At 33.5% G+C, this 22684-nt stretch carries 24 protein-coding genes, 1 tRNA gene and 1 pseudogene; 19 read left to right on the forward strand and 7 right to left on the reverse strand.

The genetic code is table 11. From position 1 onward, the window contains the following. Nucleotides 1–9: 9 nt before the first annotated feature. Nucleotides 10–98: transfer RNA gene (locus AC3OCB_RS02820), tRNA-Cys, on the reverse strand. A gap of 67 nt (nt 99–165) precedes the next feature. Between AC3OCB_RS02820 and AC3OCB_RS02825 the strand changes: the two genes are divergently transcribed. Further along, entirely contained in the window at nt 166–726 is a 561-nt protein-coding gene (locus AC3OCB_RS02825) for a nucleotidyltransferase (RefSeq protein WP_498340720.1), read from the forward strand. 2 nt (nt 727–728) lie between these two features. On the opposite strand, the gene AC3OCB_RS02830 is transcribed toward AC3OCB_RS02825, so the two are convergent. Further along, complete coding sequence (locus AC3OCB_RS02830; RefSeq protein WP_498340677.1) at nt 729–899, reverse strand: 50S ribosomal protein L40e; 171 nt, start codon at nt 897–899, stop codon at nt 729–731. A gap of 71 nt (nt 900–970) precedes the next feature. On the opposite strand from AC3OCB_RS02830, the gene AC3OCB_RS02835 reads away from it, so the two are divergent. Continuing rightward, the gene (locus AC3OCB_RS02835) at nt 971–1477 is read left to right on the forward strand and encodes a transcription elongation factor NusA (protein WP_498340678.1); all 507 of its coding nucleotides are present in this window, start codon (nt 971–973) and stop codon (nt 1475–1477) included. Between the two features lie 3 nt (nt 1478–1480). After that, entirely contained in the window at nt 1481–2770 is a 1290-nt protein-coding gene (gene aspS, locus AC3OCB_RS02840) for an aspartate--tRNA(Asn) ligase (RefSeq protein WP_498340679.1), read from the forward strand. Here aspS and truD read toward each other — a convergent pair. Together truD and pth2 are read right to left on the reverse strand one after the other, a co-directional pair. Beyond that, the gene (gene truD, locus AC3OCB_RS02845; protein ID WP_498340680.1) at nt 2767–3849 is read right to left on the reverse strand and encodes a tRNA pseudouridine(13) synthase TruD; all 1083 of its coding nucleotides are present in this window, start codon (nt 3847–3849) and stop codon (nt 2767–2769) included. The two genes, aspS and truD, sit on opposite strands and share 4 nt — an antisense overlap. Before the next feature lie 29 nt (nt 3850–3878). Beyond that, nucleotides 3879–4244 carry a peptidyl-tRNA hydrolase Pth2 gene (pth2, locus tag AC3OCB_RS02850; protein ID WP_498340721.1) on the reverse strand — a complete coding sequence of 122 codons (366 nt, stop codon included), beginning with the start codon at nt 4242–4244 and terminating at the stop codon, nt 3879–3881. 44 nt (nt 4245–4288) lie between these two features. Here pth2 and AC3OCB_RS02855 point away from each other — a divergent pair, with 44 nt between their 5' ends. The 15 genes and pseudogenes from AC3OCB_RS02855 to AC3OCB_RS02925 all read left to right on the forward strand — a co-directional run bounded on the left by AC3OCB_RS02855 (nt 4289) and on the right by AC3OCB_RS02925 (nt 18431). Beyond that, entirely contained in the window at nt 4289–4492 is a 204-nt protein-coding gene (locus AC3OCB_RS02855; protein ID WP_498340681.1) for a zinc finger domain-containing protein, read from the forward strand. A gap of 10 nt (nt 4493–4502) precedes the next feature. Next, entirely contained in the window at nt 4503–4778 is a 276-nt protein-coding gene (locus AC3OCB_RS02860) for an elongation factor 1-beta (protein WP_498340682.1), read from the forward strand. Between the two features lie 60 nt (nt 4779–4838). Further along, on the forward strand, nt 4839–7148 hold the full coding sequence (locus tag AC3OCB_RS02865) for a CDC48 family AAA ATPase (protein ID WP_498340683.1): 2310 nt from the start codon (nt 4839–4841) through the stop codon (nt 7146–7148). Nucleotides 7149–7153: 5 nt separating this feature from the next. Further along, on the forward strand, nt 7154–7384 hold the full coding sequence (locus tag AC3OCB_RS02870; protein ID WP_498340684.1) for a hypothetical protein: 231 nt from the start codon (nt 7154–7156) through the stop codon (nt 7382–7384). Further along, on the forward strand, nt 7381–8442 hold the full coding sequence (gene fen, locus AC3OCB_RS02875) for a flap endonuclease-1 (protein ID WP_498340722.1): 1062 nt from the start codon (nt 7381–7383) through the stop codon (nt 8440–8442). Before AC3OCB_RS02870 ends, fen begins: the two co-directional genes overlap by 4 nt. Before the next feature lie 48 nt (nt 8443–8490). Next, the gene (locus AC3OCB_RS02880; protein ID WP_498340685.1) at nt 8491–9147 is read left to right on the forward strand and encodes a precorrin-2 dehydrogenase/sirohydrochlorin ferrochelatase family protein; all 657 of its coding nucleotides are present in this window, start codon (nt 8491–8493) and stop codon (nt 9145–9147) included. Beyond that, nucleotides 9140–10375, forward strand: a complete 1236-nt coding sequence (locus AC3OCB_RS02885; protein ID WP_498340686.1) for a glutamyl-tRNA reductase — start codon at nt 9140–9142, stop codon at nt 10373–10375. The genes AC3OCB_RS02880 and AC3OCB_RS02885 overlap by 8 nt, the downstream gene beginning before the upstream one ends. Next, nucleotides 10329–11339, forward strand: a complete 1011-nt coding sequence (hemB, locus tag AC3OCB_RS02890) for a porphobilinogen synthase (RefSeq protein ID WP_498340687.1) — start codon at nt 10329–10331, stop codon at nt 11337–11339. The genes AC3OCB_RS02885 and hemB overlap by 47 nt, the downstream gene beginning before the upstream one ends. Continuing rightward, nucleotides 11312–12595, forward strand: a complete 1284-nt coding sequence (gene hemL / locus AC3OCB_RS02895) for a glutamate-1-semialdehyde 2,1-aminomutase (protein ID WP_498340688.1) — start codon at nt 11312–11314, stop codon at nt 12593–12595. Before hemB ends, hemL begins: the two co-directional genes overlap by 28 nt. After that, nucleotides 12592–13473 (forward strand): hydroxymethylbilane synthase, encoded by an 882-nt coding sequence (gene hemC, locus AC3OCB_RS02900; protein WP_498340689.1) that lies wholly within the window; start codon nt 12592–12594, stop codon nt 13471–13473. Before hemL ends, hemC begins: the two co-directional genes overlap by 4 nt. Then, entirely contained in the window at nt 13454–14089 is a 636-nt protein-coding gene (locus AC3OCB_RS02905) for a uroporphyrinogen-III synthase (protein WP_498340690.1), read from the forward strand. The genes hemC and AC3OCB_RS02905 overlap by 20 nt, the downstream gene beginning before the upstream one ends. After that, nucleotides 14082–14342 carry a hypothetical protein gene (locus AC3OCB_RS02910; protein ID WP_498340691.1) on the forward strand — a complete coding sequence of 87 codons (261 nt, stop codon included), beginning with the start codon at nt 14082–14084 and terminating at the stop codon, nt 14340–14342. The genes AC3OCB_RS02905 and AC3OCB_RS02910 overlap by 8 nt, the downstream gene beginning before the upstream one ends. Nucleotides 14343–14344: 2 nt before the next feature. Continuing rightward, nucleotides 14345–15994, forward strand: a complete 1650-nt coding sequence (locus AC3OCB_RS02915) for an alkaline phosphatase family protein (protein ID WP_498340693.1) — start codon at nt 14345–14347, stop codon at nt 15992–15994. Next, complete coding sequence (locus AC3OCB_RS02920; protein ID WP_498340694.1) at nt 15960–17330, forward strand: (2Fe-2S)-binding protein; 1371 nt, start codon at nt 15960–15962, stop codon at nt 17328–17330. Before AC3OCB_RS02915 ends, AC3OCB_RS02920 begins: the two co-directional genes overlap by 35 nt. After that, a pseudogene (locus AC3OCB_RS02925) lies at nt 17327–18431 on the forward strand (NAD(P)/FAD-dependent oxidoreductase). Before AC3OCB_RS02920 ends, AC3OCB_RS02925 begins: the two are co-directional and overlap by 4 nt. Nucleotides 18432–18443: 12 nt before the next feature. Here the strand turns inward: AC3OCB_RS02925 and AC3OCB_RS02930 are convergent. Together AC3OCB_RS02930 and AC3OCB_RS02935 are read right to left on the reverse strand one after the other, a co-directional pair. Next, entirely contained in the window at nt 18444–19424 is a 981-nt protein-coding gene (locus AC3OCB_RS02930) for an MBL fold metallo-hydrolase (RefSeq protein WP_498340695.1), read from the reverse strand. A gap of 45 nt (nt 19425–19469) precedes the next feature. Next, a complete protein-coding gene (locus AC3OCB_RS02935) occupies nt 19470–21269 on the reverse strand; it encodes an ATP-dependent DNA ligase (RefSeq protein WP_498340696.1) in 1800 nt (599 codons plus the stop codon). Nucleotides 21270–21422: 153 nt separating this feature from the next. Between AC3OCB_RS02935 and dcd the strand changes: the two genes are divergently transcribed. Next, entirely contained in the window at nt 21423–21974 is a 552-nt protein-coding gene (dcd, locus tag AC3OCB_RS02940) for a dCTP deaminase (protein ID WP_498340697.1), read from the forward strand. On the opposite strand, the gene AC3OCB_RS02945 is transcribed toward dcd, so the two are convergent. Continuing rightward, the gene (locus tag AC3OCB_RS02945) at nt 21931–22644 is read right to left on the reverse strand and encodes a hypothetical protein (protein ID WP_498340698.1); all 714 of its coding nucleotides are present in this window, start codon (nt 22642–22644) and stop codon (nt 21931–21933) included. The two genes, dcd and AC3OCB_RS02945, sit on opposite strands and share 44 nt — an antisense overlap. Between the last annotated feature and the right edge of the window lie 40 nt (nt 22645–22684).

Raw genomic sequence — 22684 nt, forward strand, 5'->3', positions numbered from 1 at the left:
TTAAATATAAGCCGGGGACGGGATTCGAACCCGTGAAATAACGGGTGTTCACGTTAAACTCTGCGGCCCGCCGCCTTAGTCCGCTCGGCCACCCCGGCAACAATTTATATGTAATAACGAGCTAAAATATTTTAATGTTTGTTAAATCATTTTACACGTGAGATTTTGATTCCTTTTGCCAAAGTTGGAGACGTTTTATCAGAAATAAAACAACTGACGGATTTTGTGATAATTGGAGACACAATCCTCGATATAAGTCTTGGTAGAAAAGGTACAGAGAGCGATGTTGATCTCTTCGTTTTAGGTCTTAGTGTATTTGTTGATGAAGATAAAATAAGGGATTTTGCATTTGATAGAGGATGGGATTTTGGTAGAACTCCGATCGATACACCGAGAATTATAGCTACAGTGGATGATGACCAGTTACAGGTAGATATGTATGAGAATATTCAAGATTTCTTCGTACCACAAGGTATTATAGAAAATGCGACAGAAGTAAAAATAGGAAAAGAAAAATTTAAGATAATTAGACTAGAAGATTATATTTTACTTAAAACTAATGCATTTAGAGATGAAGATGAAGATGAACTCAAAACTATTGTTTATTTAATTGGAGAAGGGAAGTTAAGTATAGATAAAAAATACTTAGAATCGCATATAGATCTCTTCGAAGAGAACTCAAAAAGTATTCGAGACAGACTTGACTTAGTTGGAATAAAAATATAATGTCATCCTTTCTTAGCTGGCAGTTCTTTCTTCTTTGGTCTTAAATTTGTGCTGTGACATCTTCTACATTTTGTTGCTCTAATAGAGTTTAATGCTCCACAATTTCTACATACTTTCTTTAAAAATACTCTTTGTTGTACGATTTGAAGCTTTACTGGATCGGTGAGTGGCATTTTTAACCCCGATTCAATAATATGAGTCAGTTCAAAAAAAGTATTGCGGTAAAAGGCGGAGTTGAAAGAAGATGAAGATACCGCTAGACTATATTTGTGTAAAAAGCGGATTGTTATGCAATCGCTGCCAATCCCTGATAGACAAGGGGGAAGTAGAGCAATATGAAGTAGATGTGATGAAAATCCTATTAGAACTGGAAGAGACACAATTTAAAGAACTAAAAGATGCTGTATATCATAAGGCGTTTAAAGTAGACAATTTGCTGATACTCTTAGTAACTAGTTCACCTTCAATGTCACCTCAAAAATGGATAAAAGTTGCAAAAGCTCTACAAGAAAAACTTGGAGTGAAAGTAAGAATAATAGAAAAAAGTAATAATATCAAATCTACTGCCTCTCAATTATTGTCACCAGCAAGAGTTTTGGGAGTGAACACAGTATGGCTACCTAATGGCTCAGTTCAATATGTAATAAGAATTGCTAAAGGTGAAAAAAGATTCTTACCAGCAGATGAGAACTCGTTAGAAGAAGCTCTTTCTAAAATCCATGAAATACCAATAAAAATAAGGGTGGAGTAAAAAGTGTACAGAAGCCATTTTATTGCAGACATTAGCCAAGATTTGGACGGGAAAGAAGTTGTATTAGCTGGATGGGTTCACTTAATGCGTGATTTAGGAGGAAAGAAGTTTATAGTATTAAGAGACAGAAGTGGTTTAGGTCAAATAGTAGTAGACAAGAATTCTAACGCTTACAAAGTAGCTGAGGAGCTAACTCAAGAGAGCGTAATACAAGTTAGAGGAACTGTGAAAGCGGATAAAAGGGCACCTAGAGGGGTAGAGATTCATGCTAACGAGATAGTGCTTCTTAATAAAGCAAAAGCCCCATTACCACTCGACGTTTCTGGCAAAGTAAAGGCAGATATAGATACTAGATTGAGAGAAAGAGTATTAGATCTAAGAAGACAAGAAATGCAGGCTATAATTAAAATACAATCGTTAGCTCTAAAATCATTTAGAGAAACTCTATATAAAGAAGGATTTGTAGAAATATTCACACCAAAAATAATTGCGTCAGCCACTGAAGGAGGAGCTCAACTATTCCCAGTGATATACTTTGGTAAAGAGGCTTTTCTAGCTCAAAGCCCGCAGTTATACAAGGAATTAATGGCAGGCGTCGTAGAAAGAGTATTTGAGATAGCACCTGCATGGAGAGCGGAAGAGTCAGACACGCCATTTCATTTAGCTGAGTTCATAAGCATGGATTTAGAAATGGCTTTTGCAGACTATAATGATGTTATGCAACTTCTTGAAAAAACTATTTATAATATAGTAACGACTATAAAAGAACAAGCAAAAGATGAACTAAAGATATTAAATTATGAACCACCTAATATAACTTTACCTTTGAGAAGATTAACATATACTGAAGCGATAGAAATACTAAGAGGAAAAGGATACAATATCAAATTCGGAGATGATATAGGGACACCAGAACTAAGAATATTAAACGAGGAATTAAAAGAAGATTTGTACTATATAATTGATTGGCCTTCTGAAGCTAGACCGTTCTACACTAAATCAAAAGATGAAAATCCACAACTTAGCGAGAGTTTTGACTTGATATACAGATTCCTTGAAATAGTATCTGGTAGTACAAGAAATCATAGAAAAGAAGTTTTAGAGCAAAAAATAAGAGAAAAAGGCCTAAAACCAGAAAGCTTTGAGTTCTTCTTAAGATGGTTTGATTATGGAATGCCACCACACGCAGGCTTTGGAATGGGACTCCAAAGGTTAATGGTTATGTTAACAGGCATACAAAGTGTAAAAGAAATTGTACTATTCCCTAGAGACAAAAAAAGACTAACACCCTAAGTAAAAGTTCTCGGATCAGCTCTTGTAATTTCTCTTATCACAATAGTTGCGTACATACCCCGGTCTAAAGCAAATGAAATTTTTTTATTATTCATTTTCAAATTCCTAGTTTCCATGTATGCCCTTCTGACTAAACTTCTTATGTTTATCTTCAGTTCTTTTATTCTAAAACTTGAGTTTACTATTCCCTCCTCTTTAAATATATCACTACATAAAGAATCACATCTATCATATGAATCTGGAATTTGAAGGGTTAGATTACTCTCTACCTTTTTTGGATCAATAATCCTCGATAGATACTTATTAAAAAGATAGGATTGATATGCTTCAACAAAGAAAGACAATGGAGTCTGTAACTTTTTTAGAATAGATAATGGCTCTTCATTTTTTAAAATAAATTTGAGAGCTATTCTTTCATCTCTAAACTTTTTGGGGAATAACTCTAATGCCTCTTTATAGTCTCCTTTCATATATGCCTTTCTGGCTCTTTTTACTATCTCGCTTTCACTCTCAAAAGGGTGTCCAATAAGAAAATCAATTGCACCTTTCCAATCACGTAAAACAATCATCTTCCCGATTAGATGAGTTATTGGTCTTCTAGTGCCAAACCTTTGGTAACCTATAAAAGCGGGCAGATATTTAATTTCCAACACTTTGTCAACTCTCTTTTTAAGTTCTTCATCATTATTTGCTATTAATTCTATATCGAATATATTCCCCGTGTGATCAAACTTTGTGTTGCTAAATCCCATAAAGTTAATGGAAAAATTTTCTTCTTCGTATTTTTCGACTATGTTCCCATTATTAACAGTATATATTAATTGTTCTGTAATAGCGTTTGTGTCCTTAATTCCTATATATGAGACTTTACTATGTAAAATTTTTTCTATTTTATTAATTACTGTAAAATGATCAATTCCTTTTTTCCTCAGAAGATATACTGCATATTTACCTTGTTGCTCTCCTTTCCATTCAGAAGCAGGTCTATGAGATATTTCTTCGCTTACTTTAAATCCATCGGGTCTTGGGATAGAAACGCTAAGTCGTTCCCAATCTTCTTCTATAAAGTATTTTTCCATTCCAAGTAATATATCAATTTCATGAGGTGTTAGAGTAATTTTAGATCACCAGTAATTTTATCAATTATTTCTGATGGTGCTGGACCTATACCTAAGCAAGTAGTAGTACCTGGTTCCAACTGAGTTCTTCCAGCATCTTGTATTATTACTGCAGGTAAATTGAATCTCATTGCTTCCTCATATCTCTTATTAAGCTCTTCTAAGTTTTGAACTTTTACAACGATTTTTGGCTGTCCTTCATCTAACCATTCATATAACCATTCTTTCCACTTGCTATTACTAGAATTTAGAATATCGAGAACTAGTGATACTGCTGCATGTGCTACTTGTGCTGCTGTCTTTCCTTTTCCCATATTCAAGTCAGTTCTAACTACTATTACCATTTTTGTAGCCATCAAAAAGAGAGAATTTATAAGCTAATTAAAAACTATGTAATACAATGAGTCTAAATTTCAGATTAAGTTTAAGAGAGGAAATTGAGCCACCAGTATGCTCAAGTTGCGGTAAACTTATTCACCCTAGAGAAAAAGGTGTAGAGTTCTATTGCCCAAACTGTGGAGAGATAGTAATAAGAAGATGTTACTATTGCAGGAAGCATATAGTCACATATGTATGTCCAAAGTGTGGTTTTGAAGGACCATAAGGTGGTTTGGATGACAGACGTTTTAGTAGTGGTGAAAGTTTATCCAGATAGTGATGAAGTAAATATTGATAACCTATATGAAGAAATAGGGAAGAAATTACCACAAGGTTACAAACTGGTAAGAAAGGAGACAGAACCAATTGCGTATGGATTGAAAGCATTAGTGGCATATATACAGATGCCAGAAAACGTGGAAGGAGGTACTGACGTACTCGAAGAAACTATAAATGGAATTGAAGGAGTAAGCCACGCGGAAGTTGTCGGAGTAACAAGACTAGGTTTTTAATCTAATTATACTTTAAGTTCTTATACCACAGTATTTATATACATATTTTGGAGATAAGTTTTGAGTGCTGGCGCTGAAATTCCTCCTTCCGGCAAGAAGGAGTTAGTATTAAGAGTAGTAGAAGCAAGACAGAAGGACGTAGGAAGAGGAAAAGTCAGAGTAGACATTGATTTATTAAATCAGATAGGTGTTAATGCTGGAGAGATAATTGAAATTGAAGGACAAAGGAAAACAGCTGCAATAGCCTGGCCTTTGGCACCAGAGGACGCTCTTGAGGAAGAAGACAAATACATTATTAGAATGGATGGAATAACAAGAAAAAATGCAGGAGTTTCAATAGGTGATAAAGTAATCGTTAGAAAAGCTTCTCCAAAAATTGCAGCAAGTATAAAACTTGCTCCATCAAACTTTTCTATAACTGTAGACCCAGGTTTTATATCTTACGTTAAGAAAAAATTGAAAGACTATCCTTTAGTAGAAGGAGACACAGTTCTAATACCAGTTTTAGGACAAGCAATCCCATTTACAGTAGTTCAAGTTAGACCACAAGGAGTTGTAATAGTCTCGGATGAAACGAGCATAACAATCTCAGAAAAACCTGCAGAACAAGCTAGATATCCGAGAGTAACATATGAAGATATTGGAGGAATGAAACATCTAATACAAAAGATTAGAGAGCTAGTTGAACTACCACTAAAACATCCAGAGCTTTTCAAAAGACTAGGGATAGAACCACCAAAAGGGATTCTACTTTATGGACCACCTGGAGTAGGAAAAACGCTCCTAGCTAAAGCAGTAGCAAATGAAACCGAAGCGTACTTTACTTCAATCAATGGACCGGAAATTATGAGTAAATTCTATGGTGAAAGTGAACAAAGACTTAGAGAAATCTTTGAAGATGCTAAAAAACATGCACCAGCAATCATATTCATTGATGAAATTGATGCAATAGCACCAAAGAGAGATGAGGTTATAGGAGAGGTAGAAAGAAGAGTAGTGGCACAACTCCTTACATTAATGGATGGGCTTGAAAATAGGGGCAATGTTATAGTTATAGCTGCTACTAATAGACCAAATGCGGTAGATCCTGCATTAAGAAGACCTGGGAGATTTGATAGAGAGCTAGAAATTCCATTACCAGATAAACAAGGGAGATTAGAGATTCTTCAGATTCACACAAGGAATATGCCTTTATCGAAAGATGTTGACCTTGATAGGCTAGCTGATATGACACATGGATATACTGGAGCTGATTTGTCAGCTTTAGTTAGAGAAGCTGCAATGAATGCGCTTAGAAGATATTTACAAGTAATTGATCTAAACCAGGATAAGATACCGCCAGAAATCCTTGAAAAAATGGAAGTAAATATGGACGACTTCATAAAAGCATTTAAGGATATAGTACCAAGCGGACTTAGGGAAATTTACGTAGAAGTACCAGAAGTACACTGGGCAGATATAGGTGGATTAGAAGAAGTTAAAGAAGAGTTAAGAGAAGTAGTAGAATATCCGTTGAAGTTTAGTGAAGCTTATGAAAACGTAGGAATAGAACCGCCAAAGGGTATTTTGTTGTTTGGCCCACCTGGTACTGGTAAAACTATGCTAGCAAAGGCTGTTGCTACTGAGAGTGGTGCAAACTTCATAGCTGTTAGGGGACCAGAAATACTCTCTAAATGGGTTGGTGAGAGTGAAAAAGCAATTAGGGAAATATTTAGGAAGGCTAGACAAGCAGCACCAACAATAATATTCTTTGATGAGATTGATGCAATAGCACCAATGAGAGGAATATCATCAGATAGTGGAGTAACAGAAAGAATAGTTAATCAATTACTAGCAGAAATGGATGGAATTGAAAAATTAGAAAATGTTATAATAATTGCTGCTACTAATAGACCAGATATACTTGATCCTGCTTTGTTGAGACCCGGTAGATTTGATAGGCTTATCTATGTTCCTCCACCAGATAAGAATGCTAGAAAAGATATTCTAAGAGTACACACAAGGAATGTATCATTAGCTGAGGATGTATCATTAGATGAGTTAGCAGAGAAAACTGAAGGCTACACTGGAGCTGACATAGCCGCATTAGTTAGAGAAGCTACCCTAAGAGCAATAAGAGAAGAAATGACAGAGTGCATGAAAAAAGCTGATCAAACTGTGACAAAGAATGGTAATGAGGAGAGAATAGCAAAGATTAAAGAGTGCATGAAGGAGAATGTACCACTTGTTGAGAGAAGGCATTTCGATATCGCATTGAAGAAAGTAAGACCATCAGTTACCACAGACATGGTACAATTCTATCAGAACTGGATAGACAAAGCAAGACAGCAACTACCTAGGGCTTATGTTAAACCAAGCACATTTGCGTGAAGTTAATGTGGAGAGAAGTACCACTATACTATGTTATCTTAGAGATCTTAAAAAAACGAAACGCCCCTATTACTGATGAAGACCTATATAGTGAAGTTAAAAAAAGCGTAGATTACGAAATAGCTTACTCCGATTTTTTAAAAGCGTTAATGAAACTTGAAATTAGAGGCTTGATTACAGTAACGTTAATAAGAGAGAATGTTAGAATGATTAATTATATAGGTGAAAAGGAATAGGAGTTGACCTTGCAGATCTTGTTGAAGACATAAAGAAAGATATTAGCCTTAGTGAGCTTAAGGGAAAGAAAGTTAGTATAGATGCTTATAACGCTCTCTACCAGTTTCTAGCTGCTATTAGACAACCAGATGGAACACCGCTAATGGACAGTCAAGGTAGAATTACAAGTCATTTAAATGGGTTGTTTTATAGAACTATAAGTATCTTAGAAGAAGGTATAACACCTATTTATGTTTTTGATGGAAAACCACCAGAACAAAAGACTCAAGAACTTGAGAGAAGAAGAAAAGTGAAAGAAGAGGCGGAAAAGAAACTAGAGCAAGTAAAAGCAGAGGGTAGTGTAGAGAAGGGAGAATTAAGAAAATATGCTCAGATGGCAATAAGGTTTTCAAACGAAATGGCTGAAGAAAGTAAAGAGTTATTGAAAGCAATGGGAATACCTATTGTGCAAGCCCCCTCAGAAGGAGAAGCCGAAGCGGCTTATATTAATAGTCTTGGTTTAAGTTGGGCTGCAGCAAGTCAAGATTATGATTCTTTACTTTTTGGAGCTAAAAGACTTGTAAGAAATTTAACTCTTACAGGGAAAAGAAAACTCCCTGGAAAAGATGTCTATATTGAAATAAAACCAGAGCTAATAGAACTTGAAATTCTGCTAAAGAAATTAGGCATAACAAGAGAACAGTTAATCGATATAGGAATAATCATAGGTACGGATTATAATCCAGATGGTATAAAAGGGTATGGCGTAAAAACTGCATATAAAATTATAAAGAAGTATGGGAGCTTAGAAAAAGCAATAGAAAAAGGAGAAATACCTAAAAGTAAAATAACATTTAATGTTGAAGAAATTAGAAATCTTTTCCTTAAGCCAAATGTCCAAGAACCTAAAGAAGATCTTGAACTTGAAAATTGTGATAGTGAAAAAATTATTGAAATTCTGGTCAAAAATCATGATTTTAATGAGGAGAGAGTTAAAAACGGGATAGAAAGATTATCAAAAGCTAAAAGGGAAGCGAAAGGGGCTTCTCGTCAGACTGGCTTAGACCAATGGTTCTAAAGTAGTTTTAACTTCTCATACATAGCTTTTAAATTTGATATTTTTATAATGATATTTGTGGACACTCACAACTTTGTACCACTATTTATTAATGTTAAGGATCTTAAGGTTCTTGTTGTAGGAGGGGGTAAGGTAGGAACAAAAAGAGCACTAAGTTTTGCTAATCATGGGTCCAATATAACAGTTATCAGTCTTTCATTTTCTGAAGATTTAATTAAGAACAAAGATAAAATTACATTAATAAAAGAAGATGCAAAAAATCTTACTGTTGATTTTTTATCAAAATTTGACGTAATAGTTACGGCTACAAATGATAAAGAACTAAATAATAAACTTTGCGAATTAGCTAAAAATCAAAGAAAGCTTTGTAATAATCCAACGAACCCAGAAGACTCTAATTTTATAGTCCCTATTTACTATTCTGATGATAAACTATCGATAGCAATAACTACTTTTGGAAAATCTAGCTTGACTTCAAAGTATATGCTTGAATTAATTCAAGAAAAGATACTTACCGAAGATACTTATGAGTTAGTTATGGCTATGGGACATGTAAAAGACTTGTTAAAGCATAATATTAAAGATCCGTCTCAGAGATTTTCATATTATAGTAAAATATTTAATGATGAAATATTTAGAAATTATATAAAAGAAGGAAAATTAGAGTTAGCGTTAGATAGAGCAAAGGTGATAATAAATGAATAAGGAGTTCATAGATATAAACAATTATGCCTCTATAATTTACACATACAAGACTATAGGAATTAGTAAACTATATGAACATTATGTAAAAGACCAAGAATTGGAGTCGTTTAAAGGACTTATAGATGGCGAGATAGCGATACTCCAAACCTGTAATAGAGCAGAGACATATCTTTACCTTAATGATAGAGAAGAGCTATCTAAATTCCTTGAAAAACTTAATGAGGTACATGGTAAGTCTATCTCAAATGATGCGCTTATACTAAAAGGAGAAAATGCAGTGAAACATCTGTTTGAAGTAGCATCTGGTCTGGATTCTCTAGCTATAGGAGAATATGAAATACTTAGACAACTCAAAGAAAGTATTGAGAAAAGCAAAAAACTGGGATTAAGTAATGAAAAACTTGGTTTTTTGTTTGAGAATGCGATTAAAGTTGGAAGAAAAATAAGGAAAGAAACTGAGATATCTAAAGGAAAAACTGGTGTTTATGCCTTAGCTATAGATTATGTAAAGCATAAAGTAGGTACTCTCACTACTCCCCAAATAGCTATCGTAGGAGCCGGAGAGATAGGAAGTAAACTAGCATTGATGTTGCATAATGAAGGTGCAAAAAATGTTACTATATTTAATAGAACTTATGAGAGAGCTGAAGAAATAGCCAGAAAATATGGCTATAAAGCTGAAAAACTAGATTTTGATAAAATAAATTCAAAAGATATTGTTTTTATGGCTATTTATTACGATAAGAAGATAAAACTACCTAACCCTAAGATAGTTATTGACTTATCTATTCCTAGAATTGTTCAAGGAGAGAACGTCATAACATTAGACGATCTAAAGGCACTTTCGGAAAAAGTACTAGAAACCAAGAAAATTAGTTTAAAAAAAGCTGAAGAACTAATACCCAAAGAGATAGAAAATTTCAAAAATGAAATAATCAAATATAATCAAAATAGATTAATTTCTAGTTTTATGAAGAAAATTGAATATATTAGAGAACAAGAGATAGAAAGAGCCTATGAGGAGATACTCAAGCATATTGATGATAAAGAGGAGATAAAAATTATTCTTAATAAAATGTCAAACTCGATGCTCAAAAAAATCTTCTCTCCGGTCTTTGAAAGCATTAGAAAAAATGAAGATATGGCAAACTACATTAACCAAGCTTTCGAAATATTAAATAATGGTAACATTTCCAACTCTAAGACCAAGGAGAATGAGAAGAAATAAGCTCATAAGAGATCTTGTTTCTGAAACACAACTTACTCCTTCAAATCTCATACAACCAATATTTGTCAAGGAAACCATAAATGAACCAGAAAAAATAAATAGTATGCCTGGTGTAAACAGATATCCTATTAATGATCACCTTATTAAATTTGTAGAAGAAGTCTATGATTCTGGAGTTAAGAATTTTATACTTTTTGGAATACCCTCATATAAAGACGATTTTGCCTCTTCAGCATATGCAAAAAATGGCGTTATACAAAAATCGTTAAGATTATTGAGACAGACTTTTGGGGACAAAATATTACTTATTACTGATGAATGCACAGATGAATATACTTCTCATGGACATTGTGGAATTATAACACAAAAAGACGGTAAACCTTGTATCGATAATGACGAAAGCCTTAAAGTGCATGCAATGATAGCAGTAAGTCAGGCCGAAGCAGGTGCGGATATCATTGCACCATCGTCTATGATGGATGGTGTTGTCGGAGCAATAAGAAAAGCTTTGGATGAATCCGGTTTTACAGAGACAGGCATAATGTCTTATAGTGTTAAGTATGCTTCAACATTTTATTCGCCTTTTAGAGACGCGGCATACTCAAAGCCTGCGTTTGGTGATAGAAGAGGATACCAGATGGATCCTAGGAATGCATATGAAGCAATAAAAGAAGTCTCACTTGATATAGAAGAAGGAGCTGATATACTAATGGTAAAACCTGCGCACACATATCTTGATATAATAAGATTAGTAAAAACAACTTTTCCGCAATATCCGTTAGCGGCTTATCATGTTAGTGGAGAGTATAGCATGATAAAAGCTGCTGCATTAAATGGATGGATAGATGAAAAAAATGCAGTGTTAGAAATAACTAACGCAATAAAAAGAGCTGGAGCGGATATAATAATTACGTATTATGCAAAAGAGATAACAGAATGGTTAAAAGAAGGTGTTCCATTTTGAGTGAAAAGTTTTGGAAAGAGGCTTTAGAATTATTTGCCGGAGGAGTAAATAGCCCTGTAAGAGCTGCTGTAAAACCATTTCCGTTTTATGTTGAAAAAGGAGAAGGGGCGTTTATCTATACAACAGATGGTCAAAGACTAATAGATTATGTTTTAGGTTACGGACCACTAATTTTGGGTCATGCTCATGAGCACGTTAAAAAGAAAATAATAGAACAGATAGAAAAAGGCTGGCTCTATGGTACACCAAGTAGAAGTGAGATAGAACTAGCTAAAAAGATAAGAACTCATGTACCTTCGGCTGAGAAAGTAAGATTTGTAAACAGTGGAACAGAAGCTACAATGTTAGCAATTCGTTTAGCTAGAGGTTACACAAAAAGAGAAAAAATACTTAAATTTGATGGAAATTACCACGGAGCACATGATTATGCATTAGTTAATGCGGGAAGCGCAGCATCAGAATATAATGTTACAATTTCCATGGGAATACCAACTAGTATCCTCAATACCATCGTTATATGCAAATATAATGAGCTAGATTGCGTAGAAAAGAAATTAAAGGATGAAGATATAGCCGGAATTATAGTTGAACCAGTAATGGGAAATATGGGAGTTATCTTGCCAGATAAGGATTTTCTTAGAGGATTAAGAGAGCTTACAAAAACCTATAACACACTTCTAATATTTGACGAGGTAATAACTGGATTCAGATTGGGTCTAAGTGGTGCACAAGGTTACTTTGGTGTTATCCCTGATCTTACTACAATGGGAAAAATAATTGGTGGTGGATTGCCAATAGGCGCAGTAGCTGGAAAGAAAGATATAATGGATAATCTTACACCAGCTGGAAAAGTATTTAATGCAGGAACATTTAACGCAAACCCGCTTAGTATGACGGCTGGAATTGCGACAATTGAGGTACTTGAAACGACAAATGCATACGAGGTTGCTAATAAAGCCACAAAAGAATTGGTAGATGGAATAAACGAGGTTTTAACCTCAAAAGGTTACAAGTTTACTATAAATCATATTCAGAGTATGTCTCAATTCTTTTTAGGTGTGGACAAGGTAAATAATGCCGATGATGCTAGGTTAGCAAACAAAGATTTGTATGTAAAGATACATGAAAGACTATTAAAACAAGGCGTCTTTATTCCACCAAGCCAATTTGAAACTTTGTTTACATCAGCATCTCATAGCACAGAAATTGTCAATTTGACTATTGAAGCTCTAAGAAAAGTGGTGTCGGAGCTTTGAAGATAAGAATAGCAGCTAGAGGTAGTAAACTCAGTAGAATACAAGTAATGAAAGTGGAAGAAGCTCTCAAAAAAATTGGAGTAGAAACAGAATTTGTTGAAGTTAAAACAAAAGCAGATCTTTTTCAAAACGTACCTTTAGATAAACTGGGTAAGGGTGTTTTTGAAAAAGAGGTTAACCAAGCAGTTTTAGAAAATAGGGCTGATATAGCAGTGCATAGCATGAAAGATATACTTACTGAAATGCTTGATGATCTTGACATATTTGCAGTGTTGCCTAGAGATCCTCCTTATGATGTATTAATTGCTGATAAGAGTCTTTTTGACTTAGAGAAAGGGAGTGTAATAGGAACAAGTAGTATTAGAAGAAAGAACTTTCTCAAATTCTTTAGACAAGATTTAGAAATTAAGGATCTAAGAGGAAATATAGATACTAGGATCAGAAAATATTTAGACAAACAATATAATGGAATAATAGTTGCAGAAGCGTCTATAATGAGACTAGGGATAAAGATACATTATAGTAGACTTGACCTAGATTCTTTCACACCTGAAGCTAATCAAGGGATAATTGTAGTAATAGGAAAGAAAAAAGACGGGAGATTAAAACAATTATTCAAGGAAATCAATGATGATAACACGTTAGAAGTTGCTCTGGCCGAAAGAAAAGCTGTAAGTATTGTTGGAGGGGGATGTCATTCACCAATTGGAGTATACTTTGAGAAACTAAATGGGGAACTACACGGAATTATGAGTGCATCCATCGAAAATAAAAAAATCACAATAGAAGAGTACTATAATGAAGAAGATCATCAGGCAGGTGAAAAATTAGGAAAAAGGTTTTTAGAGGAGATCAAGAATGAAGGTATTGTTTCTTAGACCAGAAGGTTCTTTTGTTCCCAATAACCCAAATTTTATTCACATTGAAATAGTAAAACCAGTTTGTATACCATATAGTATCGATCTTAGTAACGTAGATGCACTTGGATTCACTAGCATAAACGCAGTCGAATGTTTTAAGGATTTTAATAAGATTCAAGGAAAGAAAATATTTTCTGTAGGAATTGCTACTGGCGAAGCACTAAAGAAAAAAGGTTTTGATACAATAAATATACCAGAAGAGTACACAGTTAGCAGTCTAGTAAGAATGATTAAAGAGAGATCTAAAAACCCTGTTCTGATTAGAAGTTTAATAGCAATAGATAATTCTTTGAACATAATACAAGTTGCAGACTATAAGTTAGAAGTAAAGCGAGATAAGTTGGATGAAGCTAAAAGGATTATTGAAAACTGTGAAACAGATTTTATTGTACTGACCAGTTCTTTTATAGCAAGTTTAGTAAGAGACTTTATAAAAGATTGTGAGAAAATTATTAGCATAGGGCCCTCTACTACAAAAGCACTAAAAGGTAAGAAAATTATATATGAAGCAAAAGAACATGATATGAGAGGGATTTTAAATTTATTAAAGGAACTAGGTGTTTACAATGGATGAGGAAATAATACCCTTAACTATTTCCACATTAAGGAAAATAGTTGGAGATTTTGATGTCAACTCCCTAGAAATAAAATTTTATCAATCGTTTAAAGATAGATATGATATTTATGGTAAATTTAAGAATATAAATGGCCTTTATGAGTTTGCTATAAGTGTGGATAAAAAAGGAAATATTAAAAGAGATCATATAAATTTGATAATGCCGGCTAAAGTCAATGATGAGATGAATAAAAAAACACATAGTGAGTAACTTTGAAAATTTTGCTGATAGTAATAGATGGTGCGTCATATAGAGTTATGGAACAAATAAAAGAAAAATTACCTACACTAAATAGACTTATAGAATCAGGTTTCTATGGAAAACTGGAATCTGTTTTACCTTCTCTTACTCCTATTGCATTAGCATCATTAATCTCCGGAAACTTACCGGAACATAATGGTATCACCGCTCCAAAGATTTTTTTAAAAGGACGTTCATTATCCTCCCCATTAACAGCTTTCAGTAGTGATGGATTGAAAACAGACCCTATATGGGTATATTTAGCTAAATCTGGATACAAAGTTACTGTAACATCGAATCCTCAAGCCTTGCCAGATAAATGGGGACTAAAAGATGTAACATTATTTGATCCATACAAGAGCAAAATGAAAAAGTGTAGTGATGCTAGGCTTATAATAGAAGGTGAAAATAAAATATTGAATAAAGTATGGTTGGTGGAAAAGAAAAATTCCAAGTATCTAGTAGTATATCAGAGCAGTAGCGGAGAAAAAGAAGTAGAATTAGAAGAAGGAGAATGGAGTGAACCATTGGACATTTATGGAAATTGTGGAAAAGAGGAGATAAGAGGGACAACCTTTCTTCATGCGCGAGAGAACGATATCTATATGACTCCTATAAGTTTTTTAAATTATAAATGGGGTAACAATAATGAGTTACAAGATAAAGTGTGGAATGAAGTAGTGTATAAGCACGGAATGGTATTAGATGGTGATTATCATTCTCTAAATAAAGGACTTATTGATTTTGATGAGTATATAAAAACAGTAGAACTTGCTTACTCATTCTTTTTAAATTATACAATTTTCATGCTAGAAAATACTAGTTGGGACTTTGGTATAACTTATTTACCAATAGTAGATAATCTACAACATTTATTGTATGGGATAGATGACGAAAAAGCCTTTAGTTATATTGTAAAGGGTTATGAATTAGCGGATGAATTTGTTAAAGCACAATTAGATTACGCAGATATAATTCTAGTATGTTCTGATCATGGAATAGCTAAAATAAAGAAAAGAGTATACATAAATAAATTCCTTGAAAAAATTAATGTTCTAAAACTAAAGGATAATGATGAAATTGATTGGAGTAAAACTAAAGCATATTATGGTGGAGGAGGTCAAATAAGAATAAACCTAAAGAATAGAGAAAAGTACGGTGTTGTTAATGCTAAAGAATTTCCTAAACTTGTGAGATACATAGTAAGAAACTTAGAAAATCTAACTGATGAAGAAAATAATGAAAGAATATTTACCTCTATTGTTGAAAAAGAGACACCAGCTGGTGATAGAGAAGGTGATATTAATATAACTGGAATAACAGAGAATTATGGTATAAGTAGTTTAGCTAAAAAAGATTTAAACGTAATAGAAAAAGTAAAAGAGTATCGTATGACATCCGGAGAGCACGGATACTTTAGAAAGGATGATTTATATGGAGTTCTTATTGCTTATAGCAAAAATGTTAAAATCAGAAAAAGCTACATTAATGCTAAGATTATTGATATAACACCGACTATTCTTAAATTATTCAATATAATAAATGTTAAAATGGATGGGAAGCCTATTATTACATTAGTAGAAAAATATGGAAATTTCAACAGTTACCAGCAAAAGGCATAGAAGAATTATAGGAGTAAGCTACATTGAACATGGTTTACCGAATGTTGAAATTATACTAAATGGTAAAAGAATTAATACAGTAGAAGAAGTGCACAAGGAGTCGTCTCTACTTAAGATTCCATTTAATGTGAAGTTATTTCATAGAAATTTATTCGTTAGGAAATTTACGAGTTTATTATCCAATTTACAGAATTTACCTTATAGATACGATAAAGTCAAAAATGCAAATAAAACTGTCGAAAAAGTAAACGTAAAAAAACTTATAATAGGTGGAGGAACCGCAGGCATTTTATCACTAGGCGAAGAAACATTACTAATATCTAAAGAAATTATTTGGGACATAGAATATGATGAGAGTCCTCTACCTCAAATTGAGAGAAACGAAGTAATTAAAAAACTCAAAGAAAAAATAACAGAATTCGAAAATAAAATAATAAAGGGGACATATGTAGGAAAATTTGATGAAGGACTCCTTTTTGAAACTGATAGTAAATTTTTGTTAGTCAATGCTGAAAACATTATAGTTGCGTCAGGAGGAAGAACATTAAGACCGATATTTAGAAAGAATTACTTACCCGGAATTGTCTCTAGAGAGCTTTATCTAAAAAAACTAAAAAAGAAATATAATAAAATCATAGTTCTAGGATTTACTAATACTTCTCTTAGAACCGCTCTAAACGCTGAAAAATCTACATTAATTTTCCCTAAAGGAGTAAAGCCTATCTTTTCGAAGTTTTATTTAGAGAAGGCTAAGGAGAAAGACATTCAAATAGTAGAAGGAGATATCGTGGATGTAAAAAATGAAAAAGATAAAATAGAAGTAGTTACAAATAAAGGAGAATATTATGGAGATCTTATAGTATTTTCAACAGTAAAGCAGCCTAGAGTAGAGATCACATATAACTTGGGTTTGCAGTACAGCTTTAATAAAACATTACATATTTACCAACCCCAGAGCAATGAAAAAATAAGAGTAATAGGAGGAAACATAGGACTTAGTAATGACTTTCTAAGTATTCTGAGTGTCAATAATACTCTAGACTTAAATACTTGCAGAGAACTTGACCCCGGAGTCTGTGAAGAAACTATTGAACAAACAAAATCTCCTTATCTATACAGTGAAGATGGAATGGTCTGTGAGTGTGAAGACTTGGATATGAAGGACATATCGTTTGCTTTGAATTTAGGGTTTAGCGACGTAGAAAGTATAAAAAGAGTTACTGGATTAGGAACTGGACATTGCCAAGGAAAAGTTTGCAGCTATCTTGCTGGTAGTGTAACTAAGAATAATGTGTTAATTTCTTTTAGATCTCCACTTTATCCGGTGATTATATGATATTAATAATTGGAGCTGGGGCACATGGATTAAGTATCGCCTATCACTTAAGGAAAAAAGGGGTAAAAGATGTTATATTGATAGAAATGAAAAGAATCGGCTATGGTTCAAGTAGTAGAAATGCAGCTAGATATAGATACCATTTTTACAGCAAAGAAAATGTCGACTATGCAAAAAATGCAATACCCTATCTTAAATCCCAAGCCAAAGAATTATATTTAAATTCTATAATAAATAATACAGGTTATTTATGGGTACTAAAAGATGAAAAGCAAATCGAGATTTTTAAAAAGCTAGACAGTTTTTGGAAGGGACAAGGGGTTGGAGGTAGATTTATAAAATGTAAAGATTTTGATTACCTTACTTATGATGGAGAATGTTATTTTGCACCTCAAGATGGTTCGTTTCATCATGATTATATATTGTACAGCTATTATATAGAAATAATGGATAAATACAAAATTCTTTATGACGAAGTTACTGAAATATTTCTAGGAAGCGGAAGGGTAAAAGGGATAAAAACTTCTTCTGGGAAAGTTATTGAAGGAGATAAAATCGTTATAACAGCTGGGGCTTGGAGTGGAAAACTCTTACAAAATGTAAAGCTTCCTAATTACATTGAACCAGAGAGAAAAAGAAATATTTATCACAGAACCAATCAAATATTTTATTAAACCACTAATAATAGATAATGAAGTCTATTTCTCTCAGACTTTAAAAGGTGAAATTATAGGAGGAACAGAAACTGAAATTGAAAGAGGATTCTTACCATTTACTAATTCTTTTTCAGAAATGAGCAAATTTGCTACTAGAGTAAAGAGTCTAGTAAAAAGAATTGAAGGTATTGGAGTCCTAAGAGGATGGAGCGGCTATTACGAAATGACACCAGACCATTCTCACATTATGGGATATGGAGAGAATTGGCCAGAGGGTCTTTATATAGATTCAGGTTATAGCGGGCATGGAATGATGGTTGCACCTTACTCAGGTAAGCTAATGGCAGATCTTATTGCAGATGATAGAAAAGACCCTGCAATAACGATCTTTTCTCCAGATAGATTTTCAAAGAATAAATTAGTCGCTGAAAATTTAGTAATATAAAATATTTCTTACCTACGGTAGTAAAATGAACGATTTTTTAGGGAAATGCTTTTTTGCATATTCAATTAGATCTCTTGCATATTTACTTCTGCTTCCATCAATGACAATGATATCAGCAGTGGTATTATCAATGTAATACATCGTATCCTCAAAATCAGCATGACTACTAAACCCTAAAACATATGATTTTTGGTCAATTTTTCTTATAAATTCTGAGATTTGCCAACCATCTAACAAAAAATTTGTAGCATTCTTATCTCTTTTCTTAAATTCAGTAGCATGATGGAAAGAAATATATACTCCGTCCTTGATTATCTCTCTTCCTTCTTGACTTTTCTCCTCAAACACATCTTCGATCTTTATACCATGTTTTATAGCTACCTTAGTAAGGTCGCTAACTTTTCCAGAGACAATATATGGAACCTTAACACCGTATTGCCGTAATATTTTCATTACTTCTTGGATCTTGCCATAATAAGCATATATTCTTACAGGGCCTTGAAGCACGGCATCTTTAATATAATCTGAAAGAAGTATCTCAGATTCTTCCTTAAATTGTCTTTTATAAAGAGGATTTCCATATGTTGCATCAATTATTAATACATCTGGATTTAATATTGGAGTTCCTTTTCCAGGGTTTCTGAAATCTCCAGTATATGCTACTTCTTCCCCCTCACTATTAACAATTACTTGAGAAGCACCCATTATATGTTCTGCTCGCTCTAATCTTATTTTCTCTCCATCTATGTTTAATGTAATACCATAATCTAGATCTATTCTTTTATGTTTTGGAACAGAATAACCTAGCACATTAGCAGCATCTAAAGTTATTGGAGTTGCTATGATACTGCTACATTCTTTTATGCTCTTATCTAAATCAATCAAATGATCTGAATGAAAATGAGTTATCACTCTGAATAATCTCCTAAAATGCCCATCTACAGTAAAATTCTTGCCTAATAAAATTGCACCGTTATCTAAAACATTGAACACTATTTTATTGTGGTAAAAAGAGTATATGAAATTTAATACAATAATTCACGTTTCATCTGCTGGTTTGTCTTCTTTCTTTGTTAGTTTCATCTTGTACATTTCGTAGATCTCTTTAGGTGTTGTAGCATCTTCTATGCTTTTATCATCCCTCCATCTAATAAACCTAGGGAATCTAATTGACAGACCAGCTTCTTTAGTTACCATCCCCTTACAACAAGTATGCTGTGGAGATAGAGTTATTTCAGCTCCAATAATTTCTGCCACATATTTAGGTTCGACCCAGATATCTGGTTCTAATTCGGACTCGACCCTTGGATCTTTGTTATCTAACTTAATTTCCATTAGTTTCTTTTGTAACTCATCTAACTCAGCATCGCTAAATCCACTTGCGACTTTACATACTGTTTTAAATGTATCAGTTTCTGGATCATAAGCTGCCATTAAGAGGGAGCTCAACTTTCCTCCTCTTTTTCCTCTTCCATAAAAAGCTCCTACTACAACTAAATCTACGCTGTCCGCCATTTGGCTTTGATAGTCCCTCTTTAATTTTATCCATAAGAAACCTCTAGAACCTGCTTGATAAATGGAATCTTTGGATATTGATTTTACCATAACACCTTCTCCACCATTACTTATCGCATCATAAAAGAACTCAGTCAGCTTCTCTACATTATTAGTATAAATATGATGTGCTATATGAAGTCTATCATTTGATTTGAGCACTTCTTCTAATTTCTTTCTTCTTTCTGGTAAAGGCTTTATGGTATAATCTTCCCCCTCATAGAACATTAGATCAAACAGATAAACATTTACAGGATACTCTTTCATTGCTTCATTTATATCATTTTTTCTTCTTCTATGCATAAGTTCTTGAAAAGGCCTAATTTCATTACTTTCTGGATCTACTGCAACAATTTCTCCTTCAATTATGACTTCATTAGCATTCACATATTCTTTCGCATATTCTACTACATCAGGGTACATATTAGTTATATTTTCTAATCTTCTCGAAAAAATATGGATCTCATTACTTTTTTTGTGTATTTGTGCCCTCTCACCATCATACTTATAATCAACAAGTGCCTCTCCTCCAACTTTGGCAAGAATTTCCGCAGGATCGTTAAGTCTTTCGGCTAACATTGGCCTTATAGGAATTCCAACTTCGGGCTTAATACCTTTTAACGATTCTATACCTTGTTCAGCTATTACTTTAGCAATATTACCTAAATCCGCCCTTAAATTATACGCTCTTTCTATAAGCGGTCTATAGGATGTGTTCCCAGTAAATGCAGTAGATAAGGCATCCATTATGGTCGCATCTCCTATTCCAACTCTCAATCTTCCATCTACAAATCTTACCAAATATTTTGCTTCTATTGGAGTAGCTTTCTTTAATAAACCAGCAAGTGATCTTATCTTTATATCTCTACTACCTTCCCCTGAAGCTAGAGCAATCTTAGCTAATGCGTCGTATGTTTCTTCTACAGTCAGACCTTCGGAAGTTTTAGCCCCTAAAAAGCTCAAAATAGAATTGGATTGTTGTGTATTCTTAAGCCTCATCACAACTTCTCCTAAGTCGCCTATTGTTTTTAGCTGTTCTTCAATCATTTCTTCTTTAACTCCAGTAGCAATAGAAATTGCTTTTATAAGCAATTTTTCTCCTACACCAATCTCAGGGTAACCAAGAAAATCTGGCCATAATTTGCCTTGAATTAAATAGACAACTTTATCAATTACATTCTTGTCTGACTTCTTAAATAAATCTGTAAGTAAGGCAGTAAGTTGGAGCCTTGAAGATATTTTTTCTAACTTATCAAAGTACTCAGCAATAAGTTTAAACTCCATAATTTTAAATTCTCTCATAGAGCTTTTATATTTATACTTTTGACCATATAATACAATGATGATAAACATCAAACTGAAAGATGAGGAATCAGAGTTACGCTGAAGTTTATGACTAATTGTCTTAAAAAGCTTAGTTACACAATATAATAATATATGATTTTAGGAGATAGAGATTTACGATACTACTTAGAGAAAGGTTGGATAAAAATTGACCCTTTACAAGAAGATACTGTTAGAGAAAACGGAGTTGATTTAAGAGTAGGAGAAGAAATAGCTCGTTTTGTAAAGACTGATAGAGTGTTCGACCCGGATAACCCGGACTCCTCTTTCTTTCAAATCGAGAAAGGAGAAGAGTTCATTATTCAGCCTTACGAACATGTACTCCTAACAACAGAAGAACTTGTAAAATTACCCGATGATGTAATGGCCTTTGTTAACCTAAGGTCGTCTTTCGCGCGCTTAGGTCTCTTCATCCCGCCAACAATCGTAGATGCAGGATTTGAAGGTCAAGTAACTATAGAAGTTGTAGGCTCATCATTTCCAATAAAATTAAAAACAGGGACTAGATTCATCCACTTGATCTTTGCTAGAACATTAACACCAGTAGAACATCCATATCAAGGTAAGTATCAAGGACAAAAAGGAGTAACCTTACCAAAATTTAAGCTAGAAGCTTCCAATATTTTCCATCCGAATCAAAGATAACAGATGCTTCTGCTACCAGCTTCTTGAATAATTTAGCTTCCTTTGGATCTAATTTGCTTGCAGCTTCTTCAGGGTCTGAGGTTTTGATTTCTTTTAACTTCCTTACAAAATTGTCATAGAATTCTTGGGACATAGCTATTCTTTCCTTCTCCAAATAAATTACCTTTGCACCTTCACGCTCTAATTTACTAAAATATGCATCAGTATTTCTAAGTTTTAATTCTGATTCAAATACTACACCTTGTTCATTAAGAATGTCCATAGCCGTTTTCCTTTCTCCCTCTTTTCTAGGTTGTTCAAATTTAGATTGGTCTAAATTTCTTCTTAGATTCTTCTCTTCTTTTTCCTCTTCCTCTTCACTCATATTCCTCGTAGGTTTAGATTCTATCTCATCTATTTTTTCTATTATTTCGGCTGTTTTCCTTTTAAGATCTTCTATCTGAGCAGTAAATGGGTTTAGTAAATCTTGAACCTTCCTCTCTAACTTTGAACTTATCTGAGATGCTAACTCATTCACGTTTAAAGAGGATGATAAAGGTGATTGTGGTGATGATGATAATAATAATATCGCTCTTACATACTCCGAGACCAAAGCATAACCTTCTTTTCTGGCTCTTTCCTCAATCTCCTTATACTCTTCATCACTTAACTTGATAATTATAGTTTTCATTAACTCCTAATTAGAAATAATACGATAAAAAATTGACCTA

Source organism: Sulfurisphaera sp., from assembly GCF_059755235.1.